Source organism: Mycobacterium sp. 20KCMC460, from assembly GCF_022179425.1.
GTDB lineage: Bacteria > Actinomycetota > Actinomycetes > Mycobacteriales > Mycobacteriaceae > Mycobacterium > Mycobacterium kiyosense.
Map to the genome: position 1 here is coordinate 1,019,610 of NZ_AP025524.1, position 22,651 is coordinate 1,042,260.

The following is a 22,651-nucleotide window of genomic DNA, read 5'->3' on the forward strand; positions in this document are numbered from 1 at the left end:
TAGCTACTAGAACGGAGGTGTCGTGGACTCTTTCAACCCGACAACCAAGACCCAGGCGGCTCTGACGTCGGCGCTGCAGGCGGCATCAGCCGCGGGCAACCCCGAGATCCGGCCCGCTCATCTGCTGATGGCGCTGCTGACGCAAAACGACGGCATCGCCGTGCCGCTGCTGGAAGCTGTCGGGGTCGAGCCCGCCACTATCCGCACCGAGAACCAGCGCCTGCTGGAGCGGTTGCCCCAGATCAGCGGCTCCAGCTCGCAGCCTCAGCTGTCCCGGGAGTCGCTGGCGGCGATCACCACCGCACAGCAGCTGGCCACCGAGATGGACGACGAGTTCGTCTCCACCGAGCACCTGATGGTCGGGCTGGCCACCGGTGACTCCGAGGTCGCCAAGCTGCTCACCGGCCACGGCGCCTCCCCGCAGGCGCTGCGGGATGCGTTCGTCAAGGTGCGCGGCAGCGCCCGCGTCACCAGCGCCGACCCCGAGGCCACCTACCAGGCGCTGGAAAAGTACTCCACCGACCTGACGGCCCGCGCCCGGGAGGGCAAGCTCGACCCGGTCATCGGGCGCGACAACGAGATTCGGCGGGTGGTGCAGGTGCTGTCCCGGCGCACCAAGAACAACCCGGTGCTCATCGGCGAACCCGGCGTCGGCAAGACCGCGATCGTGGAAGGCCTGGCCCAGCGGATCGTGGCCGGCGACGTGCCGGACAGCCTGCGCGACAAGACCGTCGTCTCCCTCGACATGGGCTCGATGGTCGCCGGCGCCAAGTACCGCGGTGAGTTCGAGGAACGGCTCAAGGCCGTGCTCGACGACATCAAGAACTCGGCCGGGCAGATCATCACGTTCATCGACGAACTGCACACCATCGTCGGCGCCGGCGCGACCGGCGAGGGCGCGATGGACGCCGGCAACATGATCAAGCCGATGCTGGCCCGCGGCGAACTGCGACTCGTCGGCGCCACCACACTCGACGAGTACCGCAAGTACATCGAGAAGGACGCCGCGCTGGAGCGCCGCTTCCAGCAGGTGTTCGTCGGGGAGCCGTCGGTGGAGGACACCGTCGGCATCCTGCGCGGCCTCAAGGACCGCTACGAGGTGCATCACGGCGTGCGCATCACCGACTCCGCGCTGGTCGCGGCGGCCACCCTGTCCGACCGCTACATCACCGCGCGGTTCCTGCCGGACAAGGCGATCGACCTGGTGGACGAGGCCGCCAGCCGGTTGAAGATGGAGATCGACTCCCGGCCCGTCGAGATCGACGAGGTCGAGCGGTTGGTGCGTCGCCTCGAGATCGAGGAAATGGCGCTGTCCAAGGAAGAGGACGCAGCCTCCAAGGAACGGTTGGAGAAGCTGCGCGCCGAACTGGCCGACCAGAAGGAAAAGCTGGCCGAGCTGACCACCAGGTGGCAGAACGAGAAGCACGCCATCGACGCCGTCCGCGAGCTCAAGGAACAGCTGGAGGAGTTGCGCGGCGAGTCCGAGCGCGCCGAACGTGACGGCGACCTGGCCAAGGCCGCCGAGCTGCGCTATGGCCGTATCCCCGAGGTGGAGAAGAAGCTCGAGGCGGCGGTGCCGCAGGCCGAGGCTCGCGAGAACGTGATGCTCAAGGAAGAGGTCGGTCCCGACGACATTGCCGACGTGGTGTCGGCCTGGACCGGCATCCCGGCCGGCCGGCTGCTGGAGGGTGAGACGGCCAAGCTGCTGCGCATGGAGGACGAGCTGGGCAAGCGCGTCGTCGGGCAGCGCAAGGCCGTGCAAGCGGTGTCCGACGCGGTACGGCGGTCCAGGGCCGGTGTTGCCGACCCGAACCGCCCCACCGGCTCGTTCCTGTTCCTCGGCCCCACCGGTGTCGGCAAGACGGAGCTGGCAAAAGCGTTGGCGGACTTCCTGTTCGACGACGAACGCGCCATGGTCCGCATCGACATGAGCGAATACGGCGAGAAGCACTCGGTGGCCCGGCTGGTCGGGGCGCCGCCCGGTTACATCGGCTACGACCAGGGTGGTCAGCTGACCGAGGCGGTGCGCCGCCGGCCCTACACCGTGGTGCTGTTCGACGAGGTGGAAAAGGCCCACCCGGACGTGTTCGACGTGCTGCTGCAGGTGCTCGACGAGGGCCGGTTGACCGACGGCCAAGGCCGCACGGTCGACTTCCGCAACACCATCCTCATCCTGACCTCGAACCTGGGGTCCGGCGGCACCGAGGAGATGGTGATGGCCGCGGTGCGCTCGGCCTTCAAGCCGGAGTTCATCAACCGCCTCGACGACGTGCTGATCTTCGAGGGACTCAACCCCGAGGAGCTGGTGCAGATCGTCGACATCCAGCTGGCCCAGCTGGCCAAGCGGCTCGCTCAGCGGCGCCTGCAACTCGAGGTGTCGCTGCCCGCCAAGCAGTGGTTGGCCCAGCGCGGCTTCGACCCGGTATACGGGGCCCGTCCGCTGCGGCGGCTGGTCCAGCAGGCGATCGGGGACCAGCTGGCCAAGATGCTGCTGGCCGGCGAGGTGCACGACGGCGACGTGGTGCCCGTCAACGTCAGCGCGGACGGCGACTCGCTGGTCCTGGGCTGACCCGGACGGGCGGATCCGGGCCGGGGCGTGCCCCGGCCCGGATTCTGGCCCGTCGACCGTGAACCCTGCGCGTCCCACCAGCGCGTCGCGTCGTGAATTCCACAAGTCGGCGGGCAACGGCCTGTCGGGAAGGGTTACCGAGGGCCGCCGACCTCGAAGTCCCTGGTCTGAGCACCGGCGTCGATCACGGCCTGCAGCCGTTGCCGGGCAACGGGCTGGGCCAGAGTCTGGCGGAACAGCTGATCTTCGGTGCGCAGTCCGGCGGCGAGATCGGTGGACAGCGCGGCGTCGACCGCGCGTTTGGCCGCCGCGATGGTGCCCACCGGCGCCGCGGCGACGCGGGCGGCGAGCTTGTCCACGAACCGCCGCAACTTCTCCGGTGGCAACGCGCGATTGACATATCCCCAGGCTTCGGCGGTCGCCGCATCGACGTCCCGGCAGCCCAGGATGACCTCCAAAGCACGCCCCCGGCCGACCAGCCGGGGCAATCGCTGGGTGCCACCCCCGCCGGGGATGATCCCCAGCGCGACCTCCGGCTGGCCGAAGACGGCTTGCCCGAGCGCCGCATAGCGCATGTCGAACGCCATCGCCCACTCGCTGCCGCCACCCCGGCAGATGCCTTCTATGACGGCGATGGTGGCCTTCGGCATGGTCCGGAAGTCCTCCATCACGGTATGGAAGAAGCTCAGCTCGTCGTGCAGTCCGGTGTCGTCCGTAGGTAGGTCCAGGATCATGCCGACGTCTGCGTGGGCGACGAAGAAGTCCGGGTCGGCCGAGTCGACCACCAGCACGCGCACGTCGTCGTCGGCCGCCACCTGCTGCGTGAGGCGGACGATCTCCTCAGCCAGCGGCACATCCAGCAAGTTGATCGGCGGATTGTCGATGGTGGCCCGGCAAATCCCGTCGACACTGGAGACGCGCAATAGCCGATAATCGGCGTAACTCATGACCGTCAACACTACGCAGCCGCCCCGCGGGGGTATTCACTCCTGTGATTCGGTTGTGACCTGCTCGGATTCTGTGTTCGGTACTGAGAGCAGATAGGCTGTTCGGGATGGTCCCGCTCTGGTTCACGCTCTCCGCGCTGTGTTTCGTCGGCGCGGCGGTGCTGCTGTACATCGATATCGATCGACGTCGCGGCCGCAGCAGGCGCCGCAAGTCCTGGGCCAGGTCGCACGGCTTCGACTACGAGCGCGAATCCACCGACATCCTGCACCGCTGGAAGCGTGGCGTGATCTCGTCGGTCGGCAACGTTCCGGCCCAAAACGTCGTCCTGGGCCAGATCCGCGGTGAAGCGGTCTACATCTTCGACCTCGAGGAAGTCGCCACCGTCATCGCGCTGCACCGCAAGGTCGGCACCAACGTCGTGGTGGACCTGCGGCTCAAAGGCCTCAAGGAGCCCCGCGAGAGCGACATCTGGCTGCTGGGCGCGATCGGCCCGCGGATGGTGTACTCGACCAACCTCGACGCCGCCCGGCGCGCCTGCGACCGGCGCATGGTCACCTTCGCCCACACCGCGCCCGACTGCGCCGAGATCATGTGGAACGAACAGCACTGGACGCTGGTGGCCATGCCGATCGCCAGTACCCGCGCCCAGTGGGACGAGGGCCTGCGCGCCGTCCGCCAGTTCAACGACCTGCTGCGGGTGCTGCCGCCGCTGCCCGCGGACACTCCCCAAGAGGTCGGCGAATCCGAGGGGCGTCGCGCCCCCGGCCGTCCGTTGGCCCCGGCTGCCCGTGCGGAGTTGCCGGCGCGGCGCACGCAGGCGGACCCGATCGCGGGCGTGCTGCCCGACCCGGCTCGCCGGGTGGCCGAGCCCGTTCGTCGTGAGGAGAGCCGCTCGGAAGGCGTTCGGCGTCCACCGCGGACGGAACGCAACGGCCACCAGGCCAGCAACTACCAGCACTGAGAGCACATGCCCCGTCCTGTTGCGCTGATCACTGGGCCGACGTCGGGCATCGGTGCCGGGTATGCCCGCCGGTACGCCCGCGACGGCTACGACCTGGTTCTGGTCGCTCGCGACGCCGAACGGCTGAAACAGCTGGCGGGCGAGCTGGAGTCGCGGGTGGGCAGCATCGAGATACTGCAGGCCGACCTCGCCTTGGCCGCCGACCGCGCCAAGGTTGCCGAACGGTTGGCCGAAGGCGTGCGGGTGCTGGTGAACAACGCCGGGCTGGGCACGTCCGGTGATTTCTGGACGGCCGATCCCGCATTGCTGCAGCGACAACTCGACGTCAATGTGACCGCGGTGATGCACCTGACCCGCGCCGCACTGCCGGCCATGCTGGCCGCGGGTACGGGCACCGTCGTCAACATCGCCAGCGTCGCCGGCCTGCTGCCGGGCCGCGGATCGACCTATTCGGCGTCCAAGGCTTGGGTGATCTCGTTCACCGAAGGACTCGCCAACGGCTTGCAGGGCACCGGCGTCGGGGTGCACGCCGTGTGCCCGGGCTACGTGCGCACCGAGTTCCACAGCCGGGCCGGGCTCGACATGGCCGGGGTGCCGTCGTTCATGTGGCTCGAGGTCGACGACGTGGTCAACGAGAGCCTCGCCGACGTGGCGCGCGGCAAGGTGATCAGCATCCCGGGCCGCGAGTACAAGTTCCTGGTCGCCACCGGCCGTGCGATGCCGCGGCGGCTGGCGCGTCTGGTCACCAAGCGATTTGGCAGTGGCAGTGGCCGAACCTGACCCGCGGTCCGATGACCGCGCCGAACTGGCCGACCTGGTGCGGCGGCTGTCGGTGATCCACGGCCGCGTCACGCTGTCGTCGGGCAAGGAGGCGGACTACTACGTCGACCTGCGCCGTGCCACTCTCCATCACCGCGCGTCGGCGCTGATCGGCCGGCTGATGCGCGACCTCACCGAGGACTGGGACTACGCGCTCGTCGGCGGCCTGACGCTGGGGGCCGACCCGGTCGCGACTGCGATCATGCACGCTCCGGGCCGTCCGATCGACGCGTTCGTGGTGCGTAAGTCGGCCAAAGCGCATGGCCTGCAACGACTTATCGAGGGATCCGAGGTGGCCGGCCAGCGGGTGCTGGTGGTCGAGGACACCAGCACCACCGGGAATTCGGCGCTGACGGCGGTGCGCGCCGTCCAGGACGCCGGCGGCGAGGTCGTGGGCGTCGCGACCGTGGTCGATCGCGCGACCGGTGCCGCGCAGGCCATCGAAGCCGAGGGGCTGCCCTATCGCAGCGTGCTGGGCCTGGCCGAGCTGGGGCTGGGCTAGGTCGCTGGCGGTGCGCGTTCTCCTGGTGTTGGCTGTGGTCTTGGCCTGCCTGGCCGGATGCTCGAATCCGGGCCGTCGCAACGACATCTACGGAGCGCCTGACGCCCATATCGGCGAATCGCAGGCGGTGCTGGGCTGGAACGTCGCGGTATCGAATCTGCGCTGGTCGGATGACTACGTGCTGGTGGACGTCGACGCCTCGCCCACCGACCTCAAGGCGCCGCACGCCAAGGCCGAGGACATCCGCTTCGGCCTGTACGGCGCCCTGTCGCATCCGATGGAGGCGACCGGGCTGGGCAGCTGTGACGACGCGATGACCAAGGTGCACGACATCGGCTCGCCGCTGAACGCGCCGCCGGACCGGCTGACCGGCACGGTGTGCCTGGGCCCGCTGAAGGATCGCAGTGCGGTGCGCGGGGTGTACGTCTACTCGCCGCATGACCGGATCGCCGGCACCGTTGCCGCCTACCCGGCCGCGTTCCCGGTGGGGCTGCTCCCGACCCCGGAGAGCGACACCGGGCTGGTAGTGCAGAGCACCAGCGTGTCCGCTTGGCGCGCCGACGGCATGCCGGTGACCAAGGCCCAGCTGGGTGACCCGGCAGCGTTCAACGGCAACGGCTACATGCTGCTGGGCCTGCAGGCCGGCGCGGTGGCCGGCCGCTACCGCGACGACTCCGCCAAGCGTGGCGGGCCCATGATGCTGGCCGCCACCCCGACGCTGCCCGGCAAGGGGCTGAGCCCGGCCTGCGCGGCCTACGGCTCCACCGTGCTGGTGCTGCCCGACACGTCGCGCGACGCCGTCCAGGTCACCGCGTCGCTGTGTACGCAGGGCGAGATCAACCAGGCGCTGCTGTTCGCGACGGTGACGGTCGTCGGCACCCACGCCGCGGTGTGGACGTCCAAGTGACCGAGCCGGGGCCTACCGAGTGGGGTGCGCCCGCCACCGGCGTCGGACCCTGGACCGCAGACCTGCCCGACGACCCCCGCTACGACCCAGATCTGTTGCGCGACGGCGATTCTCGCAATGTCGTCGACGCCTACCGGTACTGGACCCGGGAGGCCATCGTCGCCGACATCGACCAGCGCCGGCACCCGCTGCACATCGCGATCGAGAACTTCGGCCATGACGCCAACATCGGCTCGGTGGTGCGCACCGCGAACGCGTTCGCCGTGCACACCGTGCACATCGTGGGCCGGCGCCGGTGGAACCGGCGCGGCGCCATGGTGACCGATCGTTATCAGCGCCTGTGTCACCACGACAGCACCGCCGAACTGATGGACTTCGCTGCCGGCGCGGGCCTGACGGTGGTCGCGGTGGACAACGTGCCCGGCGCGGCGCGCCTGGAAGAGACGGCGCTGCCCCGGGACTGCCTGCTGGTGTTCGGTCAGGAAGGACCCGGCATCACCGACGACACCCGCGGCGGTGCGGCGATCACCGTATCGATCGCCCAGTTCGGCTCGACCCGCAGCATCAACGCCGGGGTGGCCGCGGGGATTGCCATGCACGCCTGGATCCGGCAGCACGGCGACCTGACCCGGGCTTGGTGACGGCCTACCTGGCCCCGAAGCGGTAGGGCAGGATCTCAGGTATGGATCAGCTTTGGGCGAACCGGGCGGCCAGCTCCGAGGCCGCCGTCACGCAGCGCCACCTCCGAAAGCTGTGGGGGCTGCCCGGCACCCAGCTCGGCGTGGTGGCCTGGCCCTCCGAGCGCCGGGACCGGTTGTTCGGCGGCTGGCATTACTGGTGGCAGGCGCATCTGCTGGATTGCCTGATCGACGCGCAGCTGCGCGACCCGCGGTCCGAGCGGCACACTCGGATCAAACGCCAGATCCGCTCGCACCGGTTGCGCAACGTGATGCGCTGGACCAACGCCTATTACGACGACATGGCGTGGCTGGCGCTGGCGCTGGAGCGGGCTGCGATGTACGTGGGCGTCGAGCGCCGCGGGGCGCTGGCCAAGCTCGCCGACGAGTTCGTCGACGGCTGGGCCCCTGACGCCGGCGGCGGCATCCCGTGGCGCAAGCAGGACCAGTTCTTCAACGCCCCTGCCAACGGTCCGGCGGGGATCTTCCTGGCCCGCTACCCGGGCCGGTTGCGGCTGGCCCAACAGATCGCCGACTGGATCGACGAAACCCTGATCGACCCGGACAACCATCTGGTGTTCGACGGCATCCGGGACGGTTCGCTGGTCCGCCCGCAGTACACCTACTGCCAGGGTGTGGTGCTGGGGTTGGAAACCGAGCTGGCCAAGCGCACCCACGACGACCGGCATGCACCCCGGGTGCATCGCCTGGTGGCGGCCGTCGACAAAGAGATGGCTCCCGGCGGCGTACTCAAGAGCGGCGGCGGTGGTGACGGCGGGCTGTTCCCCGGCGTCACGGTGCGGTACCTGGCTCTGGTCGCCACCGATCTGCCGGGTGATTCCGCCGCGGATGTCGCCGCCCGGGAAACCGCCGCCAAGATCGTGTTGACGTCGGCCAAGTCGGCGTGGGACAACCGCCAAACATTGGATGGCCTACCGGTTTTCGGCGCGTTCTGGGATCGCGACGCCGAACTGCCCACCACCGGCGGCCAGCAGGCGCAGTTCGTGGCGGGTGCCGTCAACAGCTCGGAGATTCCCGAGCGTGACCTGTCGGTGCAGTTGTCGGGCTGGATGCTGATGGAGGCGGCGCACAACGTCGCGACGGCGAAATCAGTCGGGCAAGGGTAGCGGGTCGGGCTCGTCTTTGGGGGCCCGCCGGCGGGACCGGTAACCGCGCCAGGCGGCGATGAACGCCGGGATCATCGACACGAACAGGATGCCCAGGATGATCTTTTCCAGGTTCTGGTGCACGAAGGGCACGTTGCCCAGGAAGTATCCGGCGATCGTGACGCCGCCGCCCCACAGCACGCCGCCGACGATGTCGAAAGCCAGATACACCGGATAGCGCATGTAGGACACGCCCGCCACCACCGGGGTGAACGTTCGGACGAACGGCATGAAGCGGGCCAGGATGATCGCCCACGGACCGTACTTTTCAAAGAACGCGTGCGACTCGGTGACGTAGTGCTGCTTGAAGAAGCGCGAATCTTCTCGCTTGAACAGGGCCGGCCCGATGCGCCGGCCGATGAAATACCCGGTCTGATCACCCAGGATGGCCACCAGCGCGACCGACGGCGCCAACACCCAGATGTCGAGGGTGCCCTTGGCCGCGAGCAGCCCGCCGGTGAACAACAACGACTCGCCGGGCAGCAGCGGGAACAGCAGACCGGTCTCGACGAAGACGATGACCAGGATCGTCGGCAGTACCGCGGAGGCGAACAGGCCCTCGGGGCCGATCCAGAACATCGGGTCGAGGATGCTTCCCGACGCCACCAGAGTGGTGCTCATGATGCTTCAACATACCGGCGTTGCAATACTGAGTGGACCAGTCTTCGAGAGGAACCTTCCATGCCCATCGCAACGCCCGAGATTTACGCCGAGATGCTGGGACGGGCCAAGGCGAACGCGTACGCGTTCCCGGCCATCAACTGCACTTCCTCGGAAACCATCAACGCTGCCATCAAGGGCTTCGCCGACGCCGGCAGCGACGGAATCATCCAGTTCTCGACGGGCGGTGCGGAATTCGGCTCCGGGCTGGGCATCAAGGAGATGGTGACCGGCGCGGTCGCACTGGCCGAGTTCGCCCACATCATCGCCGACAAGTACCCGATCAACGTCGCGCTGCACACCGACCACTGTCCGAAGGACAAGCTGGACACCTACGTGCGGCCGCTGCTGGCTATCTCGGCCGAGCGGGTCGGCAAGGGCGAGAACCCGTTGTTCCAGTCGCACATGTGGGACGGCTCGGCGGTGCCGATCGACGAGAACCTGGAGATCGCCCAGGAGCTGCTGAAGCAGGCGGCGGCCGCCAAGATCATCCTGGAGATCGAGATCGGTGTCGTCGGCGGCGAGGAGGACGGCGTCGCCAACGAGATCAACGACAAGCTCTACACCACCCCCGAGGACTTCGAGAAGACCATCGACGCGCTCGGTCACGGGGAGCACGGGCACTACCTGCTGGCCGCCACATTCGGCAACGTGCACGGCGTCTACAAGCCGGGCAACGTCAAGCTGCGCCCCGACATCCTGGCCCAGGGCCAGAAGGTGGCCGCGGCCAAGCTGGGTCTGTCCGACGACGCGCAACCCTTCGACTTCGTCTTCCACGGCGGCTCGGGATCGGAGAAGTCCGAGATCGAGGAGGCGCTGCGGTACGGCGTGGTGAAGATGAACGTCGACACCGACACGCAGTACGCGTTCACCCGCCCGATCGTCGCGCACATGTTCACCAACTACGACGGCGTGCTCAAGGTCGACGGCGACGTGGGCAACAAGAAGGTCTACGACCCGCGCAGCTACCTCAAGAAGGCCGAGGCCGGGATGACCGAGCGGGTTATCGAGGCCTGCAACGACCTGCACTGCGCCGGCAAGTCGCTGGCCGGCTGACGCGCGCGGCGGGGTGCGTTCGACTTCGCCGCGCCTCGCCACTCTGCCTCGCCCTGAAACGACGGCGGAAATCGGCTGCGATTTGCGCCCTGGTTACACGCGAGGCGAGGCGAAACAGGCGCGGAGTCCTCAGTTGGACTGGCAGATCTTCCACTGGTCGTCGCGGAACTGCAGGTCCAGGCTGCGCGTCGAGCGGACCTGCGGGTCGTAGGCCATGAACGTGGTGACGTTGGCCTCGGCGTGCTCGCCGTTGACGACGATCTGATCGATGCTGGCGATCATCGGGTACTGCTTGGCCGCCGAGACCCGCCGGTAGGTTTCGGCCCACGCCTTTTCGTCGTAGTCCACATAGCCGTCGCGAGTGGTGCCGCAGGTGATGCTGCGCAGCGCGGTCAGGTCACCCCGTTGAATCGCGACGTCGAAATTCTGGATGGTCTGCCTGACCTGGTCCTCCTGCGAGGCCTTCTCGTGCTTGCCGCGGGTCAGCAGCACGGTCCCGAAGATCGCGATCGCGGCCAGCGCCAGCACGATGACCACGATGGCCAGCACCCAACCCCAGTTGCGATTCTTGGCCGCCTGGGTCTGGTTTACCCCGCCACGCGCCGGAATCGACTGCGGCACAGCTGTTTTCGGTGGCAATGGCGGCGCCGGCGGGATGGGTGGAGCGGGTGACGCAGCGGTCGGCCCAGCCGCCGGCGCGGGACGCGTCTCGAAAACCTCGGTGGGCGCCTCGGTGGCGGTGGCGAACACCTGTGTCTCTTTTTCGTCGAAACCCGGTGCGGTGAACCGGCGCTCGGGCTGCCCGTCAGGCACCGTCGCCTCGGTGCTCTCCTCCGGTTGCCGCTTGACGATGGCGACGGTCTCGGTTTCGGCGTTGTCAGGGTTGCGCTGCGGGCCCGGTGTGCCGCTGGAACCTGTGCCGCCGCGATCTGGCTCGGGTGCGTTGGGCATGAAAGGAGCTTAGCGACCCAACCCGCGGTTGGCGTGATCCCCGAGGTAGCGGTGTTGGCACAATGTGTCCCATGACTCCGATGGGTGATCTGCTGGGACCTGATCCGATTCTGCTGCCGGGCGACAGTGAGGCTGAAGCGGAGCTACTCGCGAACGAGCGGCCGGGAATCGTGGCGGCGGCGCATCCGTCGGCTTCGGTGGCCTGGGCCGCGCTGGCCGAGGAGGCGCTGGCCGAGGACCGGGCCATCACGGCCTACGCCTATGCCCGTACCGGCTACCACCGGGGCCTGGACCAGCTGCGCCGCAACGGCTGGAAGGGATTCGGCCCGGTGCCGTTCTCGCACGAGCCGAACCGCGGTTTTCTGCGCTGTGTGGCGGCCCTGGCGCGCGCCGCCGACGCGATCGGCGAGACCGACGAGTATCGCCGCTGCGTGGATCTGCTCGACGACTGCGACCCCGCCGCCCGCACTGCGCTGGGCCTTTAGAACGTCTCCTCGCAGTGCCCGTCCGGACAGTCGATCTGGACGGTCGCGTGGTCCAGTCCGCGGGCCGACAGCACCGCGCGCGCGTCACTGAGTACCCGGGCGGATTCGCCGACGCTGGTCAGATGCGCGGTGGCCATGTCTTTGCCGGGCGACAGCGTCCACACGTGCAGGTCGTGCACATCGGTGACGCCGTCGACCGCGCCGAGCGCCGAGCGCAATTCCTCGACGTCGATATGAGCCGGCGACGACTCGGACAAGATGCGTAGCGCAGCGCGGGCCAGGGCGATCGCCCGCGGCAGCACCCACAGTGCAACCAGCACCGCGACCACCACGTCGGCGTACGGCCAGTGCGTGGTGACGGTCACGATGCCGGCGATCAGCACGCCGATGCTGCCGACGGTGTCGGCGACGACTTCCATGTAGGCGCCCTTGACGGCCAGGCTGGCCTCGGAATGCGAGCGCAGCAGCATCGCCACGGCGAAGTTCGCCGCCACCCCGGCCAGTGCGACCACGATCATGGGCACACCGGGTACCGCCGGCGCTTCCCTGAGCCGGTCGATCGCCTCGTAGAGGATGAACATCGCGACGCCGACCAGTAGTACCGCGTTGGCCACCGCGGTGAACACTTCGGCCCGATGCCAGCCGTAGGTGCGACCGGGCGACGAGCTGCCGCGGCGAGCCAGCACCACGGCAGCCAACCCCATGAACACCGCGACCACATCGGTGAGCATGTGTCCGGCGTCGGCCAGCAGCGCGATCGAGTTGATCAACAGCGCGGTGGTCAGCTCGACGACGAAGAACGTCGCCAGGATGGCCGCGGCGCCGACCATGCGGCGGATCATCCGCGACGCGTCCGCCTCGGCGGGGGTGTGGCTGTGTCCGGCGCCCATGCCGCTTAATATATGCGCAATTTCGCATATATCGCAATGGTCAGGCCCAGGCGCTCCAGAAGCGGGTCAATATCCCGCCGGCCTGAGCCAGCCGCGGCGGCACGCCGGAAAGGCCGAAAAGCCAGTACACCGACTCGAAGAACCACTGATTCAACCCCGGCGCCAACAGCACGACCAGCAGGACGAACAGGCCGAACTGCTTGGCCGGCGCCACCGCGCGCTGCGTCTGCGGGCTCAGGTGCGGCTCCAGCGCGTCATAGCCGTCCAAGCCCGGAATCGGCAACAGGTTCAGCACTACCGCGGTGACCTGCAGAAAACCCAGAAACGCCAGACCCGCCGCCAGCACCCAGTGCGCCGGATCGTAGAACACCCGTGTCGCCGTCAAAAGCAGCACTGCCAGAACAAGATTCATCGTCGGGCCGGCCAGGCTGACCAGGGTCCGGCGTGCCGGCGTCATGAACGAGGTCTGTAAATACACCGCGGCGCCCGGCAGCCCGATCCCGCCCAGCGCGATGAAGATCATCGGCAGCACCAGCGACAGCCCGGGGCTGGCGTAGCGCCGCGGATCCAGGTCCAGGTAGCCGCGGACGGCCACATCGTGGTCGCCGAAGCGCCAGGCGGTGTAGGCGTGCCCGAACTCGTGTAGGCACAGCGACACCAGCCACCCGGCGATGACGAGGATGAACACCCCCGCGTACGCCATCGGCCGCACCGATGATCCGGCGGTCCAGGCCAGCGCCGCACCCACGGCCGTCGCTCCGATCAGGCCGAGGAAGACCGGGCTGGGGCGCACCGGTCGAAACTACCGAACCTGTAGCCACCCTTCGACGTTGCGGTAGAACGTCGAGCGTCGCACCGCCCGCGGCGCCGGCACCCCGTCGCGCAGCACGGTCGCTCCGGTGGTGCCGAGCTGGGCCGCGCGCCCGCCGACCCAGCGTCTGATCCAGCGGCCCGGCAGACAGGCCCGCAGGCCCGGCACCGCCAGCGTCGGCTCGACCCACAGCTCGGCGGCCTCGCCGTCGAACAGCACCGCGTCGTCGACCACCGCCTCGCCGCGGATCGTCGTGGCCCCCTCGACCGGCAGCCAGCGGGCGCGCCCGACCAGCACCGTGCCGGTCTCGTCGCGGATCAACGGCACCCGGCTGGCGCTGCCGTGCCGCGCCCGACGCGCCGCACGCCGACCGGCCGGCAACCGGTAGGCGCGGGTGGCACGGGTCCGCCGCCGGGGCGCATACGCCACCTCGACATCCAGCCGGTCGGCGCGCAGCAGGCGACGCAGCACCATGGCCAGGTCGGCGTCGGAACCCACCACCACCAGCCGCTGGCAGTCGGCCAGCAGCGCGTCGACGCCGTCGGACGTCGCAGCGCGGTGGGTGGGCAGATCAGCCAGGCCGCGCGGCACCGGCTTGTCGTCGAACAGCAAGACGGCGGCGGGCGGCTGATGGTCGGCTTTCATGCGTTTTGGCAGCATTTTTGAGGTTCTCGGGGCACCGCAGGATAGGGTAGGTCACCGGCTGGACCACAATATGCGGGCACAACCCCGCCAGAGCAGGAGCAAGTCATGCCGGCAATCGTCCTTATCGGCGCCCAGTGGGGCGACGAGGGCAAAGGTAAAGCCACGGATCTGCTCGGCGGACGCGTGCAGTGGGTGGTGCGCTATCAGGGTGGCAACAACGCCGGGCATACCGTGGTGCTGCCTACCGGTGAGAACTTCGCCCTGCACCTCATCCCGTCGGGCGTATTGACGCCCGGGGTCACCAACGTGATCGGCAACGGCGTGGTGATCGACCCCGGTGTCCTGCTCGACGAGCTCAAAGGCCTGCAAGACCGCGATGTGGACACCTCCAAGCTGCTGATCTCCGCCGACGCGCACCTGCTGATGCCCTATCACGTGGCTATCGATAAGGTCACCGAGCGCTACATGGGCAGCAAGAAGATCGGCACCACCGGGCGCGGTATCGGACCCTGCTACCAGGACAAGATCGCCCGGATGGGCATCCGGGTCGCCGACGTGCTGGACCCGGATCAGCTCGCGCACAAGGTCCAGGCCGCGCTCGAGTTCAAGAACCAGGTGCTGGTCAAGATCTACAACCGCAAGGCCCTCGAGCCCGAGCAGGTGGTCGAGGCGCTGCTGGAGCAGGCCGCCGGGTTCCGGCACCGCATCGCCGACACCCGGCTGCTACTGAACAACGCGTTGGACGCCGGCGAGACCGTGCTACTGGAAGGCTCGCAGGGCACCCTGCTCGACGTCGACCACGGCACTTACCCGTATGTGACGTCGTCGAATCCGACCGCGGGCGGCGCGGCGGTGGGTTCGGGCATCGGCCCGACCCGGATCGGCACGGTGTTGGGGATCCTCAAGGCCTACACCACCCGGGTGGGTTCGGGCCCGTTCCCCACCGAGCTGTTCGACGAGAACGGCGAGTACCTGTCCAAGACGGGTGGGGAGTTCGGGGTGACCACCGGCCGGCGGCGCCGCTGCGGCTGGTTCGACGCCGTCATCGCGCGCTATGCCACCCGGGTCAACGGCATCACCGACTACTTCCTGACCAAGCTGGACGTGCTGTCCAGCTTGCAGACGGTGCCGGTCTGCGTCGGCTACGAGGTCGACGGCAAGCGCACCGACGAGATGCCGATGACCCAGCGCGAGCTCTGCCACGCCAAGCCGGTGTACGAGGAGCTGCCCGGGTGGTGGGAGGACATTTCCACCGCCCGCGAGTTCGACGATCTGCCGGCCAAGGCGCGCGACTATGTGCTGCGACTGGAAGAGCTTGCCGGAGCACATGTTTCGTGCATCGGTGTGGGGCCGGGGCGGGACCAGACCATCGTGCGACGCGATGTGCTGCGGGCTCGCCCGTGACCGAGGTTCCCGACAACCCCACCGATCTAGACCCCGAATACGAGCACCACGGCGGCTTCCCCGAGTACAGCCCGGCCACTCCGGGTCCCGGGTTCGGCAAGTTCGTGGCGGCCATGCGCCGTGTCCAGGACCTGGCGGTGTCCGCCGACCCCGGCGACGACGTCTGGGACGAGGCGGCCGAGCGCGCCGCCGCCCTGGTGGAGTTGCTCAGCCCGTTTCAGAGCGCCGACCCGGGAAAACCGCCGGCCGGTCGCACGCCCGAGCTGCCCGGGATGGGCAGCCTGCTGCTGCCGCCCTGGACGTTGACCCGTTACGGCGCCGACGGCGTCGAAATGGAGGGCCACTTCACCCGTTTCCACGTCGGCGGCAACTGGGCGGTGCACGGCGGCGTGCTGCCGCTGCTGTTCGACCACATGTTCGGCATGATTTCGCATGCCGCCGGGCGGCCGATCAGCCGCACGGCCTTCCTGCACGTCGACTATCGCAAGATCACCCCGATCGACCGGCCGCTGCGGATCAGCGGCCGGGTCACCCGTGTCGAGGGACGCAAGGCGTTCGTCTCCGCCGAACTGTGCGAGGACGACGGCACCCTGCTGGCCGAAGGTCACGGCCTGATGGTCCGCCTGCTGCCCGGCCAGCCCTGACAGCGCCCTAACGCCGCCCTGGGGTCCGGCGCGGTGATACGTCGCGGCTGGTCTCGAAGCACATTTGGCACTCATATGCGTCGCGAAATGAGTCAAGACGCGGCGTTCTCGCCCCCCGCACCTATCCTTGTCGGCGAGACAACTCACGACGGAGGGGGTGACTGCTTGACCGAGCGGCAGGAGACCGGCGCGCAGGATCGCCCAGCGGCTGAGGGTGCTACGGCGATCTGGTCCGTCGAGAAACCGACGGAAGCGCCCGCGACAGCCGAACCGCTCGAGCCGCAAGACCCGGAACCGGAAAACGAGGCCGGGCCGAGATTGCTGCTGCTGGGCACCGACGACGCCGGCGAGGAGTTGACCGTCGCGCTGCAGCGGCTTGGCGCGGAGGTAATGACCGCCGACGCCGAGACGCTCACCGACGCCGAGGAGCTCACCGCGGTGCTGGTTAGCCTGCAACCTGACTTCGTGGTGACGCGCACCGATGCGGTCGTGTTCGGGGCCCTCGAAGCGTTCGAGTCGGCCGAGGGCCAAGACGTCGAGTGGGTACCGAGTTTGCGTGCGGCCCGGCTCATCGCCGACCGCGAGGGCCTGCGCCGCCACGCCGCCGATGAGCTGGGCCTGCCGACTGCGCCGTTCTGGTTCGTCGACTCGCTGGCCGAACTGGAGGCGGTGGCCGCGCACGCCGGCTTCCCGTTGCTGGTCAAACCGGTCGCCGGTCCGAGCGGGCAGGGCCGATCGGTGGTGCGGACGCCCGAGGAGGTCGCGCCGGCCTGGGAGCGCGCGGGCCGGGGTGGCCGGGTGTGGGCCGAGACAGTGGTCGATGTCGAGTTTTTGGTCACGCTGATCGTTGTCCGCAGCGAAGGCCCGTCCGGGCCGGTCATCGAGTTCTGCAGCCCGATCGGTCATCGCAGCAACGGCGCCGACGGGCTGGAGTCCTGGCAGCCTCAGCAAATGAGCACCGCCGCGCTGGACGCGGCCAAGTCGATCGCCGCGCGCATCGTTAAGTCCTTGGGTGGGCGCGGCGTCTTCGGCGTCGAACTGATGATCAACGGGGACGAGGTGTACTTCAGCGAGGTCGCTGCGGGTCCCAGCGACAGCGCCTGGGTGACGCTGCGTAGCCAGCGGCTTTCGGCGTTCGAGTTGCAGGCCCGGGCGATTCTGGGGGTAGCGGTGGACACCATGATGGTGTCGCCGGGCGCCGCCCGGGTGATCACCCGTGGCCCCTCCGCGCCGGGCGCCGCGCCCAGCGGCGATTTGCTCGCCGCGGCCCTGGCCGTGCCCGAGAGCGACGTGCGGGTGTTCGATCCGGCCGCCTCGGCTGGCTCGGATGCGGCGCCGCCCAGCTGGGGGCTGGCGCTGGCCACCGCGCCCGAGTTGGCCGTCGCCCGGGACCGCGCCCGGCAGGTCGCTGCCAGGCTGAATGTGCGAGACTCGCGCGCGTGAGTTACGCAGGAGACATCACGCCGCTCGAGGCCTGGAAAGTGTTGACCGAGAATCCGCACGCCGTGCTGGTGGACGTGCGCACCGATGCCGAATGGAGTTTCGTCGGCGTCCCGGATCTGTCCAGCCTCGGCCGTGACGTGGTGTTCGTCGAGTGGAACAAGTCCAGCGGTCAGCACAACGAGAATTTCCTCGCCGAGCTCCAAGAGCAGATCCCGGACTCCGGCGAGACCGAGCGGCCGCTGGTGTTCCTGTGCCGTTCGGGTAACCGGTCCATCGGCGCCGCCGAGGTGGCCACCGAGGCGGGCCTGACGCCGTCGTACAACGTGCTGGACGGCTTCGAAGGTCAGCTCGACGCCCAGGGCCATCGTGGCGGAACGGGGTGGCGCGCGGTCGGACTGCCGTGGAAGCAAGGTTGATGAACGGGCTGCCGGACGGTGTCAGCCAGGCCACTCTCGGGGTGCGCGGCGGCCTGACCCGCTCGGGGTTCGAAGAGACCTCCGAGGCGATGTTTCTGACGTCGGGTTACGTGTATCCGTCGGCGTCGGTGGCCGAGCAGTCGTTCACCGGCGAGGTCGACCACTACGTCTACTCGCGCTACGGCAATCCGACGGTGAACATGTTCCAGGAACGCCTGCGGCTGATCGAGGGCGCTCCGGCGGCGTTCGCGACGGCCAGTGGGATGGCCGCGGTGTTCGTGTCGCTGGGTGCGCTGCTGGGCGCCGGTGACCGGTTGGTGGCCGCGCGCAGCCTGTTCGGCTCGTGTTTCGTGGTGTGCAACGAGATCCTGCCGCGCTGGGGCGTGCAGACCGTGTTCGTCGACGGCGACGACCTGTCCCAGTGGGAGCAGGCTCTCTCGGTACCCACCCAGGCGGTGTTCTTCGAGACGCCGTCCAATCCGATGCAGTCGCTGGTCGACATCGCCGCGGTGACCGAGCTGGCGCATGCCGCCGGAGCAAAGGTGGTGTTGGACAACGTCTTCGCCACTCCTTTGCTACAGCAGGGTTTCCCGCTCGGGGTGGACGTGGTGGTTTATTCCGGCACCAAGCACATCGACGGGCAGGGCCGGGTACTCGGTGGCGCCATTCTGGGCGACAAAGAATACATCGACGGCCCGGTGCAGAAACTGATGCGGCACACCGGCCCGGCGATGAGCGCCTTCAATGCGTGGGTGCTGCTCAAAGGCCTTGAGACGCTTGCGGTTCGAGTCCAGTACAGCAACGCTTCCGCGCAGCGCATCGCCGAATTCCTGGAAGGTCATCCGGCGGTGAGTTGGGTGCGCTACCCGTTCCTGCCGTCACATCCGCAGTACGACCTCGCCAAGCGGCAGATGTCCGGCGGCGGAACGGTTGTCACGTTCGAACTTAAGGCCGACGACGGCGACTACAAGCAACGCGCCTTCGAGGTGCTGGACAAGTTGCAGTTGATCGACATCTCCAACAACCTCGGTGACGCGAAATCGCTTGTGACGCACCCGGCTACGACAACGCACCGGGCGATGGGACCAGAGGGCCGGGCCGCGATCGGGCTCGGCGACGGCGTGGTGCGCATCTCGGTGGGCCTGGAGGGCACCGACGACCTGATCGCCGATATCGATAGGGCGCTGCGTTAGCCCGCGTTGGACCGCGCGAGAGTCAGCCGTGCGTCGCTTCGGATGCCGCGGTATTGGCAGAACCCAATGTCGAACCGATGTCGGCGATCGTGCGCGACGCGGCGGCGAGCGCGTCGGGCGCAGCATTCAGAAAGGACATGTCATCCCCAGCCCGCTGTAAGCGATTGTGAACACCGTCCCGAAACGGTGAGCTGACGTTAAGCGCCGTCCGCGTTGCAAATGTCCGATTTCCGAACCTGGCAGGCTATCTCAAGCTGATTCACAGCAAACTGCCAAAGGCTCGGTCGGCCACGTTCCCGCGGTCCACCGCCCGTCGCAGGATGTGCAGGCGAACACCAGGCCGGCGGCGGGAGCGAGCTACCCCGCCGCCTTGCGTTCGGCCTCGTCGGTTTGTTCGGCGGCGGCCAGCGCCCCCTGCTCGGCTTGCTCCTCCATCCAGTTGGTCACCACGCGGGCGTAGATCATCTGGCTGGTGATGGCCATCTGCCCGCGGGTGCGGCCCAGGAACGAGATGCCCCAGGAGAACATGGCGGCGAGTCGGTTGCGGTGGCCGACCAGGTAGATGAGGTGCAGCAGCAGCCACGCCAACCAGGCGAAGAAGCCGGCGAACTCGATCTTGCCGATCTGCGCGACGGCGCTGTACCGCGAGACCAGCGCCATGCTGCCCTTGTCGTGGTACTTGAAGGGCTCGCGGGTGGCGGGATCGTCGTGGCCCTTGACGATGTGTTTGATGACATTGGTGACGTAGCGTGCGCCCTGGATGGCGCCCTGGGCCATGCCGGGCACCCCGGGTACCGAGGTGAGGTCGCCGACGACGAAGACGTTCGGGTGTCCCTTCACGGTCAGGTCGGGCTCGACGATCACTCGTCCGGCGCGGTCGGTTTCGGTGCCGTCGGACTGCTCGGCGAGCATCTTGCCCAGCGGGCTGGCTTGCACGCCGGCCGCCCAGACTTTGCAGGCGCAGCCGATGCGACGCTCGGTGCCGTCTTTGTCCTTGACGGTGATGCCCTGGTAGTCGACGGCGGTCACCATCGCGTTGAGCTGGACCTCGACGTCCATCTTCTCCAGCCGCCGCTGCGCTTTGAGGCCCAGCTTCTCGCCCATCGGCGGCAGCACCGCGGGTGCGGCGTCGAGCAGGATCACCCGGCAATCCGTGGGGGTGATGGTGCGAAACGCCCCGGCCAGGGTGCGCTCGGCGAGCTGGACGATCTCGCCGGCCAACTCGACGCCGGTGGGCCCGGCGCCGACCACCACAAAGGTCAGCCGTCGTTCCCGCTCGGCCGGGTCGAGCGCGACCTCGGCGGCCTCGAACGAGCTCAGGATGCGGCCGCGCAGTTCCAGGGCGTCGTCGATGGTCTTCATGCCGGGGGCGTAGGTGGCGAATTCGTCGTTGCCGAAGTAGGACTGCTGCGCACCCGACGCCACGATCAGGCTGTCGTAGGACGTCACGGTCCACATGCCCATCAGGTGCGACGTGACCGTCTTCGCGTTCAGATCGACCTCGCTGACCTCGCCCCACAGCACCCGCACGTTCTTCTGCTTGCGCAGGATGAGCCGGGTGGTGGGGGCGATGTCGCCTTCGGACAGAATGCCGGTCGCCACCTGGTACAGCAGCGGCTGGAACAGGTGGGTGGTGGTCTTGGAGATCAGTGTGACCCGCACGTCGGCCCGCTTGAGATTCCTGGCCGCGTTCAAGCCGCCGAACCCGCTTCCGATGATGACGACGTGATGGCGTTTGTCGGCCGAGGGTTCGCTGGCTACGGGCGTCATGGTCCTCCTTGGAGTCGCATCGGGTGACTGCGGCGCAGTTACACCGTACGTCGCCGCGCCGAGTGCCGTCTGCAGGCGGGTGCGCTCATATGGCCCGGTCCGGCCGGGCGGCGACGCGATTCGCGGCGGACTTCGCCGACACGGTAACTTAGGCATGCCTAACGAAAGGGTGTGACACGTTGACCGCTGCGGAAGAGCCGCTGTATCGGCCGTTCGAGCCGGCGGGCGAGGACACTCACGCGGACCTGCCGCCGGTGATCGCGCCCGTCGTGCCGGATGAGGGCCGGTTGTCCAGCGGCCGGCTCAGCGTGGTCGGTGCGCTACGGGAAGATCCGCTGTGGCCCACCCGGCTGTCGGTACCCACCCTGCTGGGCGCCGTACGCGGGTACGGGCGTCCGTTGCCGTTGCCGCCGGGACCGGCCGGGCTGCCGGTCGTCGGCTCCTTCTTCGAGCTGCGCCGCGACCCCTTCGAGCTGATCAGCCGCGGCGCCGCCACTTACGGCGACATGTTCCGCATCCCGATGCCGCTGCTGGACATGGTCGCGGTCACTCACCCGGACCTGTTGCGCGAGTTCATGGACGACGCCGACGGCCGGTACAGCCGCTACGACCTGCTGGGTCCGCTGCTGAAGGTGATCGGCGCCAACAGCATCATGCTGGAAGGCCCGAAATTGCGGGAGCGCCGCAAGATGCTGATGCCGATGTTCACCCGTCGGCACCTGACGACGATGGCCGACGTGTTCTGCAGCGAGTTCGACGAACGCCTCGCCGGCTGGTCGTCGTTCGCCGGGACCGGTCAGCCGGTGGACCTGCAGTACGAGATCTCGCTGATGACGTTGAAGGTCTACCTGAAGACGTTGTTCTCCGCCTCGATCGGGGAGCAGGAGTTGCGCCGGCTCGACGCCGACATGCGGGCCATCACCGGACTGCTCGGCCTGACCACGCTGATGGTCCCGTTCCCCAATCTCCTTCCGCGCAAAGGCCGTTCGAGTCTGCTGCCGGCGTTGGCACGGATCTACCGGCTGGTCGGCCGGCTGATCAAGGACCGCAAGAAACACCCGTCGGAGACGCCGGACTTCCTGGACACTTTGCTCGACGCGCGGTACGAGGACGGCTCGCCGATCAACCGGGCCGACCTGGCGGCCGAGATCGTCGGCCTGCTCGGCGGCGCCTACGACCCCACCGGCGCGGCCCTGACCTGGACGGTGGCCCTGCTGCTGAAGAACCCCGACAGCCTGACCAGGCTGTACGGCGAGGTCGACGCGCTGAACGGCGCGTTGCCCAACTTCGACGACGTGTCGCGGCTGAGCTGGACCAAAGCGTGCTTCGACGAGGGTCAGCGCATGCAGGGGCACCCGTTCTTCCCGCGGTTCTGCATGGCCGACAACGAACTCGGCGGCTACCGGCTGCCGAAACTCACGCTGGTGGGGGCCTCGATGTCGGTGGTGCACCGCGACCCGCGCTGGTGGCCGGAGCCCGACCGCTTCGACCCGATGCGGTTCCTGGACCCCGAGCAGGTGCGGGCGCGGCCGAGGCTGGCGTTCATGCCGTTCAGCTCCGGCCAGCATTTCTGCCTCGGCACCACCATGGCCTATATGGCGGCGCAGTTCTTCCTGACGATGCTGTTCCAGCGTTTCCGGCTCAGCGTGCCCGACGGCTGGCAGCCCGAGCCGCAGTTCACCTTCTCGGTGATGGTGAAGGGCGGTCTGCCGGCGGTCTTGACCCGCGCTTGAT

The 22,651-nt window shown here is 68.5% G+C and carries 23 protein-coding genes; 15 read left to right on the plus strand and 8 right to left on the minus strand.

Features of this window, described 5'->3' with window-relative positions; genetic code table 11:
* Positions 1 to 22: 22 nt before the first annotated feature.
* Positions 23 to 2,569 carry an ATP-dependent chaperone ClpB gene (gene clpB / locus MKCMC460_RS04645; RefSeq protein ID WP_236980506.1) on the plus strand — a complete coding sequence of 849 codons (2,547 nt, stop codon included), beginning with the start codon at positions 23 to 25 and terminating at the stop codon, positions 2,567 to 2,569.
* 134 nt (positions 2,570 to 2,703) lie between these two features.
* Here the strand turns inward: clpB and MKCMC460_RS04650 are convergent, their stop codons facing one another.
* The gene (locus tag MKCMC460_RS04650) at positions 2,704 to 3,516 is read right to left on the minus strand and encodes an enoyl-CoA hydratase/isomerase family protein (RefSeq protein ID WP_236980508.1); all 813 of its coding nucleotides are present in this window, start codon (positions 3,514 to 3,516) and stop codon (positions 2,704 to 2,706) included.
* A gap of 107 nt (positions 3,517 to 3,623) precedes the next feature.
* On the opposite strand from MKCMC460_RS04650, the gene ttfA reads away from it, so the two are divergent.
* Genes ttfA through MKCMC460_RS04680 form a run of 6 tightly spaced genes read left to right on the plus strand, consistent with a single transcriptional unit; the run spans position 3,624 to position 8,510 of the window.
* Positions 3,624 to 4,478, plus strand: a complete 855-nt coding sequence (gene ttfA / locus MKCMC460_RS04655; protein ID WP_238305357.1) for a trehalose monomycolate transport factor TtfA — start codon at positions 3,624 to 3,626, stop codon at positions 4,476 to 4,478.
* A 6-nt stretch (positions 4,479 to 4,484) separates the two neighbouring features.
* Positions 4,485 to 5,258 carry an SDR family oxidoreductase gene (locus MKCMC460_RS04660; protein WP_236980510.1) on the plus strand — a complete coding sequence of 258 codons (774 nt, stop codon included), beginning with the start codon at positions 4,485 to 4,487 and terminating at the stop codon, positions 5,256 to 5,258.
* Entirely contained in the window at positions 5,239 to 5,799 is a 561-nt protein-coding gene (pyrE, locus tag MKCMC460_RS04665; protein ID WP_236980512.1) for an orotate phosphoribosyltransferase, read from the plus strand. The genes MKCMC460_RS04660 and pyrE overlap by 20 nt, the downstream gene beginning before the upstream one ends.
* A gap of 10 nt (positions 5,800 to 5,809) precedes the next feature.
* Positions 5,810 to 6,706 carry a hypothetical protein gene (locus MKCMC460_RS04670; protein ID WP_370653072.1) on the plus strand — a complete coding sequence of 299 codons (897 nt, stop codon included), beginning with the start codon at positions 5,810 to 5,812 and terminating at the stop codon, positions 6,704 to 6,706.
* On the plus strand, positions 6,703 to 7,347 hold the full coding sequence (locus MKCMC460_RS04675; protein WP_236980513.1) for an RNA methyltransferase: 645 nt from the start codon (positions 6,703 to 6,705) through the stop codon (positions 7,345 to 7,347). The genes MKCMC460_RS04670 and MKCMC460_RS04675 overlap by 4 nt, the downstream gene beginning before the upstream one ends.
* A 41-nt stretch (positions 7,348 to 7,388) precedes the next feature.
* Complete coding sequence (locus MKCMC460_RS04680; RefSeq protein WP_236980515.1) at positions 7,389 to 8,510, plus strand: glycoside hydrolase family 76 protein; 1,122 nt, start codon at positions 7,389 to 7,391, stop codon at positions 8,508 to 8,510.
* Here MKCMC460_RS04680 and MKCMC460_RS04685 read toward each other — a convergent pair.
* On the minus strand, positions 8,493 to 9,170 hold the full coding sequence (locus MKCMC460_RS04685; protein ID WP_236980523.1) for a DedA family protein: 678 nt from the start codon (positions 9,168 to 9,170) through the stop codon (positions 8,493 to 8,495). The two genes, MKCMC460_RS04680 and MKCMC460_RS04685, sit on opposite strands and share 18 nt — an antisense overlap.
* Positions 9,171 to 9,230: 60 nt before the next feature.
* On the opposite strand from MKCMC460_RS04685, the gene fbaA reads away from it, so the two are divergent.
* Positions 9,231 to 10,265, plus strand: coding sequence for a class II fructose-bisphosphate aldolase (gene fbaA / locus MKCMC460_RS04690; RefSeq protein WP_236980525.1), 1,035 nt, complete (start codon positions 9,231 to 9,233; stop codon positions 10,263 to 10,265).
* A 129-nt stretch (positions 10,266 to 10,394) separates the two neighbouring features.
* Here the strand turns inward: fbaA and MKCMC460_RS04695 are convergent, their stop codons facing one another.
* Complete coding sequence (locus MKCMC460_RS04695) at positions 10,395 to 11,216, minus strand: hypothetical protein (RefSeq protein WP_238305358.1); 822 nt, start codon at positions 11,214 to 11,216, stop codon at positions 10,395 to 10,397.
* Between the two features lie 71 nt (positions 11,217 to 11,287).
* On the opposite strand from MKCMC460_RS04695, the gene MKCMC460_RS04700 reads away from it, so the two are divergent.
* A complete protein-coding gene (locus MKCMC460_RS04700; protein WP_238305359.1) occupies positions 11,288 to 11,701 on the plus strand; it encodes a DUF3151 domain-containing protein in 414 nt (137 codons plus the stop codon).
* Here MKCMC460_RS04700 and MKCMC460_RS04705 read toward each other — a convergent pair.
* The 3 genes from MKCMC460_RS04705 to MKCMC460_RS04715 are packed head-to-tail and all read right to left on the minus strand — an operon-like array spanning position 11,698 to position 14,047.
* Complete coding sequence (locus tag MKCMC460_RS04705) at positions 11,698 to 12,591, minus strand: cation diffusion facilitator family transporter (protein ID WP_238305360.1); 894 nt, start codon at positions 12,589 to 12,591, stop codon at positions 11,698 to 11,700. The two genes, MKCMC460_RS04700 and MKCMC460_RS04705, sit on opposite strands and share 4 nt — an antisense overlap.
* 40 nt (positions 12,592 to 12,631) lie before the next feature.
* A complete protein-coding gene (locus MKCMC460_RS04710; RefSeq protein ID WP_236980531.1) occupies positions 12,632 to 13,384 on the minus strand; it encodes a site-2 protease family protein in 753 nt (250 codons plus the stop codon).
* Between the two features lie 9 nt (positions 13,385 to 13,393).
* On the minus strand, positions 13,394 to 14,047 hold the full coding sequence (locus MKCMC460_RS04715) for a peptidase M50 (protein WP_238305362.1): 654 nt from the start codon (positions 14,045 to 14,047) through the stop codon (positions 13,394 to 13,396).
* 105 nt (positions 14,048 to 14,152) lie between these two features.
* Between MKCMC460_RS04715 and MKCMC460_RS04720 the strand changes: the two genes are divergently transcribed.
* The 5 genes from MKCMC460_RS04720 to MKCMC460_RS04740 all read left to right on the plus strand — a co-directional run bounded on the left by MKCMC460_RS04720 (position 14,153) and on the right by MKCMC460_RS04740 (position 19,147).
* On the plus strand, positions 14,153 to 15,451 hold the full coding sequence (locus MKCMC460_RS04720; RefSeq protein WP_236980535.1) for an adenylosuccinate synthase: 1,299 nt from the start codon (positions 14,153 to 14,155) through the stop codon (positions 15,449 to 15,451).
* On the plus strand, positions 15,448 to 16,095 hold the full coding sequence (locus tag MKCMC460_RS04725; RefSeq protein WP_236980537.1) for a PaaI family thioesterase: 648 nt from the start codon (positions 15,448 to 15,450) through the stop codon (positions 16,093 to 16,095). The genes MKCMC460_RS04720 and MKCMC460_RS04725 overlap by 4 nt, the downstream gene beginning before the upstream one ends.
* 165 nt (positions 16,096 to 16,260) lie before the next feature.
* Positions 16,261 to 17,538, plus strand: coding sequence for a formate-dependent phosphoribosylglycinamide formyltransferase (gene purT, locus MKCMC460_RS04730; protein ID WP_238305364.1), 1,278 nt, complete (start codon positions 16,261 to 16,263; stop codon positions 17,536 to 17,538).
* The gene (locus MKCMC460_RS04735) at positions 17,535 to 17,954 is read left to right on the plus strand and encodes a rhodanese-like domain-containing protein (protein WP_236980539.1); all 420 of its coding nucleotides are present in this window, start codon (positions 17,535 to 17,537) and stop codon (positions 17,952 to 17,954) included. Before purT ends, MKCMC460_RS04735 begins: the two co-directional genes overlap by 4 nt.
* Entirely contained in the window at positions 17,954 to 19,147 is a 1,194-nt protein-coding gene (locus MKCMC460_RS04740; protein WP_236980541.1) for an O-succinylhomoserine sulfhydrylase, read from the plus strand. The genes MKCMC460_RS04735 and MKCMC460_RS04740 overlap by 1 nt, the downstream gene beginning before the upstream one ends.
* 22 nt (positions 19,148 to 19,169) lie before the next feature.
* Here MKCMC460_RS04740 and MKCMC460_RS04745 read toward each other — a convergent pair whose 3' ends face one another.
* Together MKCMC460_RS04745 and MKCMC460_RS04750 are read right to left on the minus strand one after the other, a co-directional pair.
* Complete coding sequence (locus tag MKCMC460_RS04745; RefSeq protein ID WP_236980556.1) at positions 19,170 to 19,286, minus strand: PE domain-containing protein; 117 nt, start codon at positions 19,284 to 19,286, stop codon at positions 19,170 to 19,172.
* A 218-nt stretch (positions 19,287 to 19,504) separates the two neighbouring features.
* Positions 19,505 to 20,917 (minus strand): NAD(P)/FAD-dependent oxidoreductase, encoded by a 1,413-nt coding sequence (locus MKCMC460_RS04750; protein ID WP_236980558.1) that lies wholly within the window; start codon positions 20,915 to 20,917, stop codon positions 19,505 to 19,507.
* 179 nt (positions 20,918 to 21,096) lie between these two features.
* Here MKCMC460_RS04750 and MKCMC460_RS04755 point away from each other — a divergent pair, with 179 nt between their 5' ends.
* Positions 21,097 to 22,650, plus strand: a complete 1,554-nt coding sequence (locus tag MKCMC460_RS04755; protein WP_309297869.1) for a cytochrome P450 — start codon at positions 21,097 to 21,099, stop codon at positions 22,648 to 22,650.
* The last annotated feature ends 1 nt before the right edge of the window (position 22,651 follow it).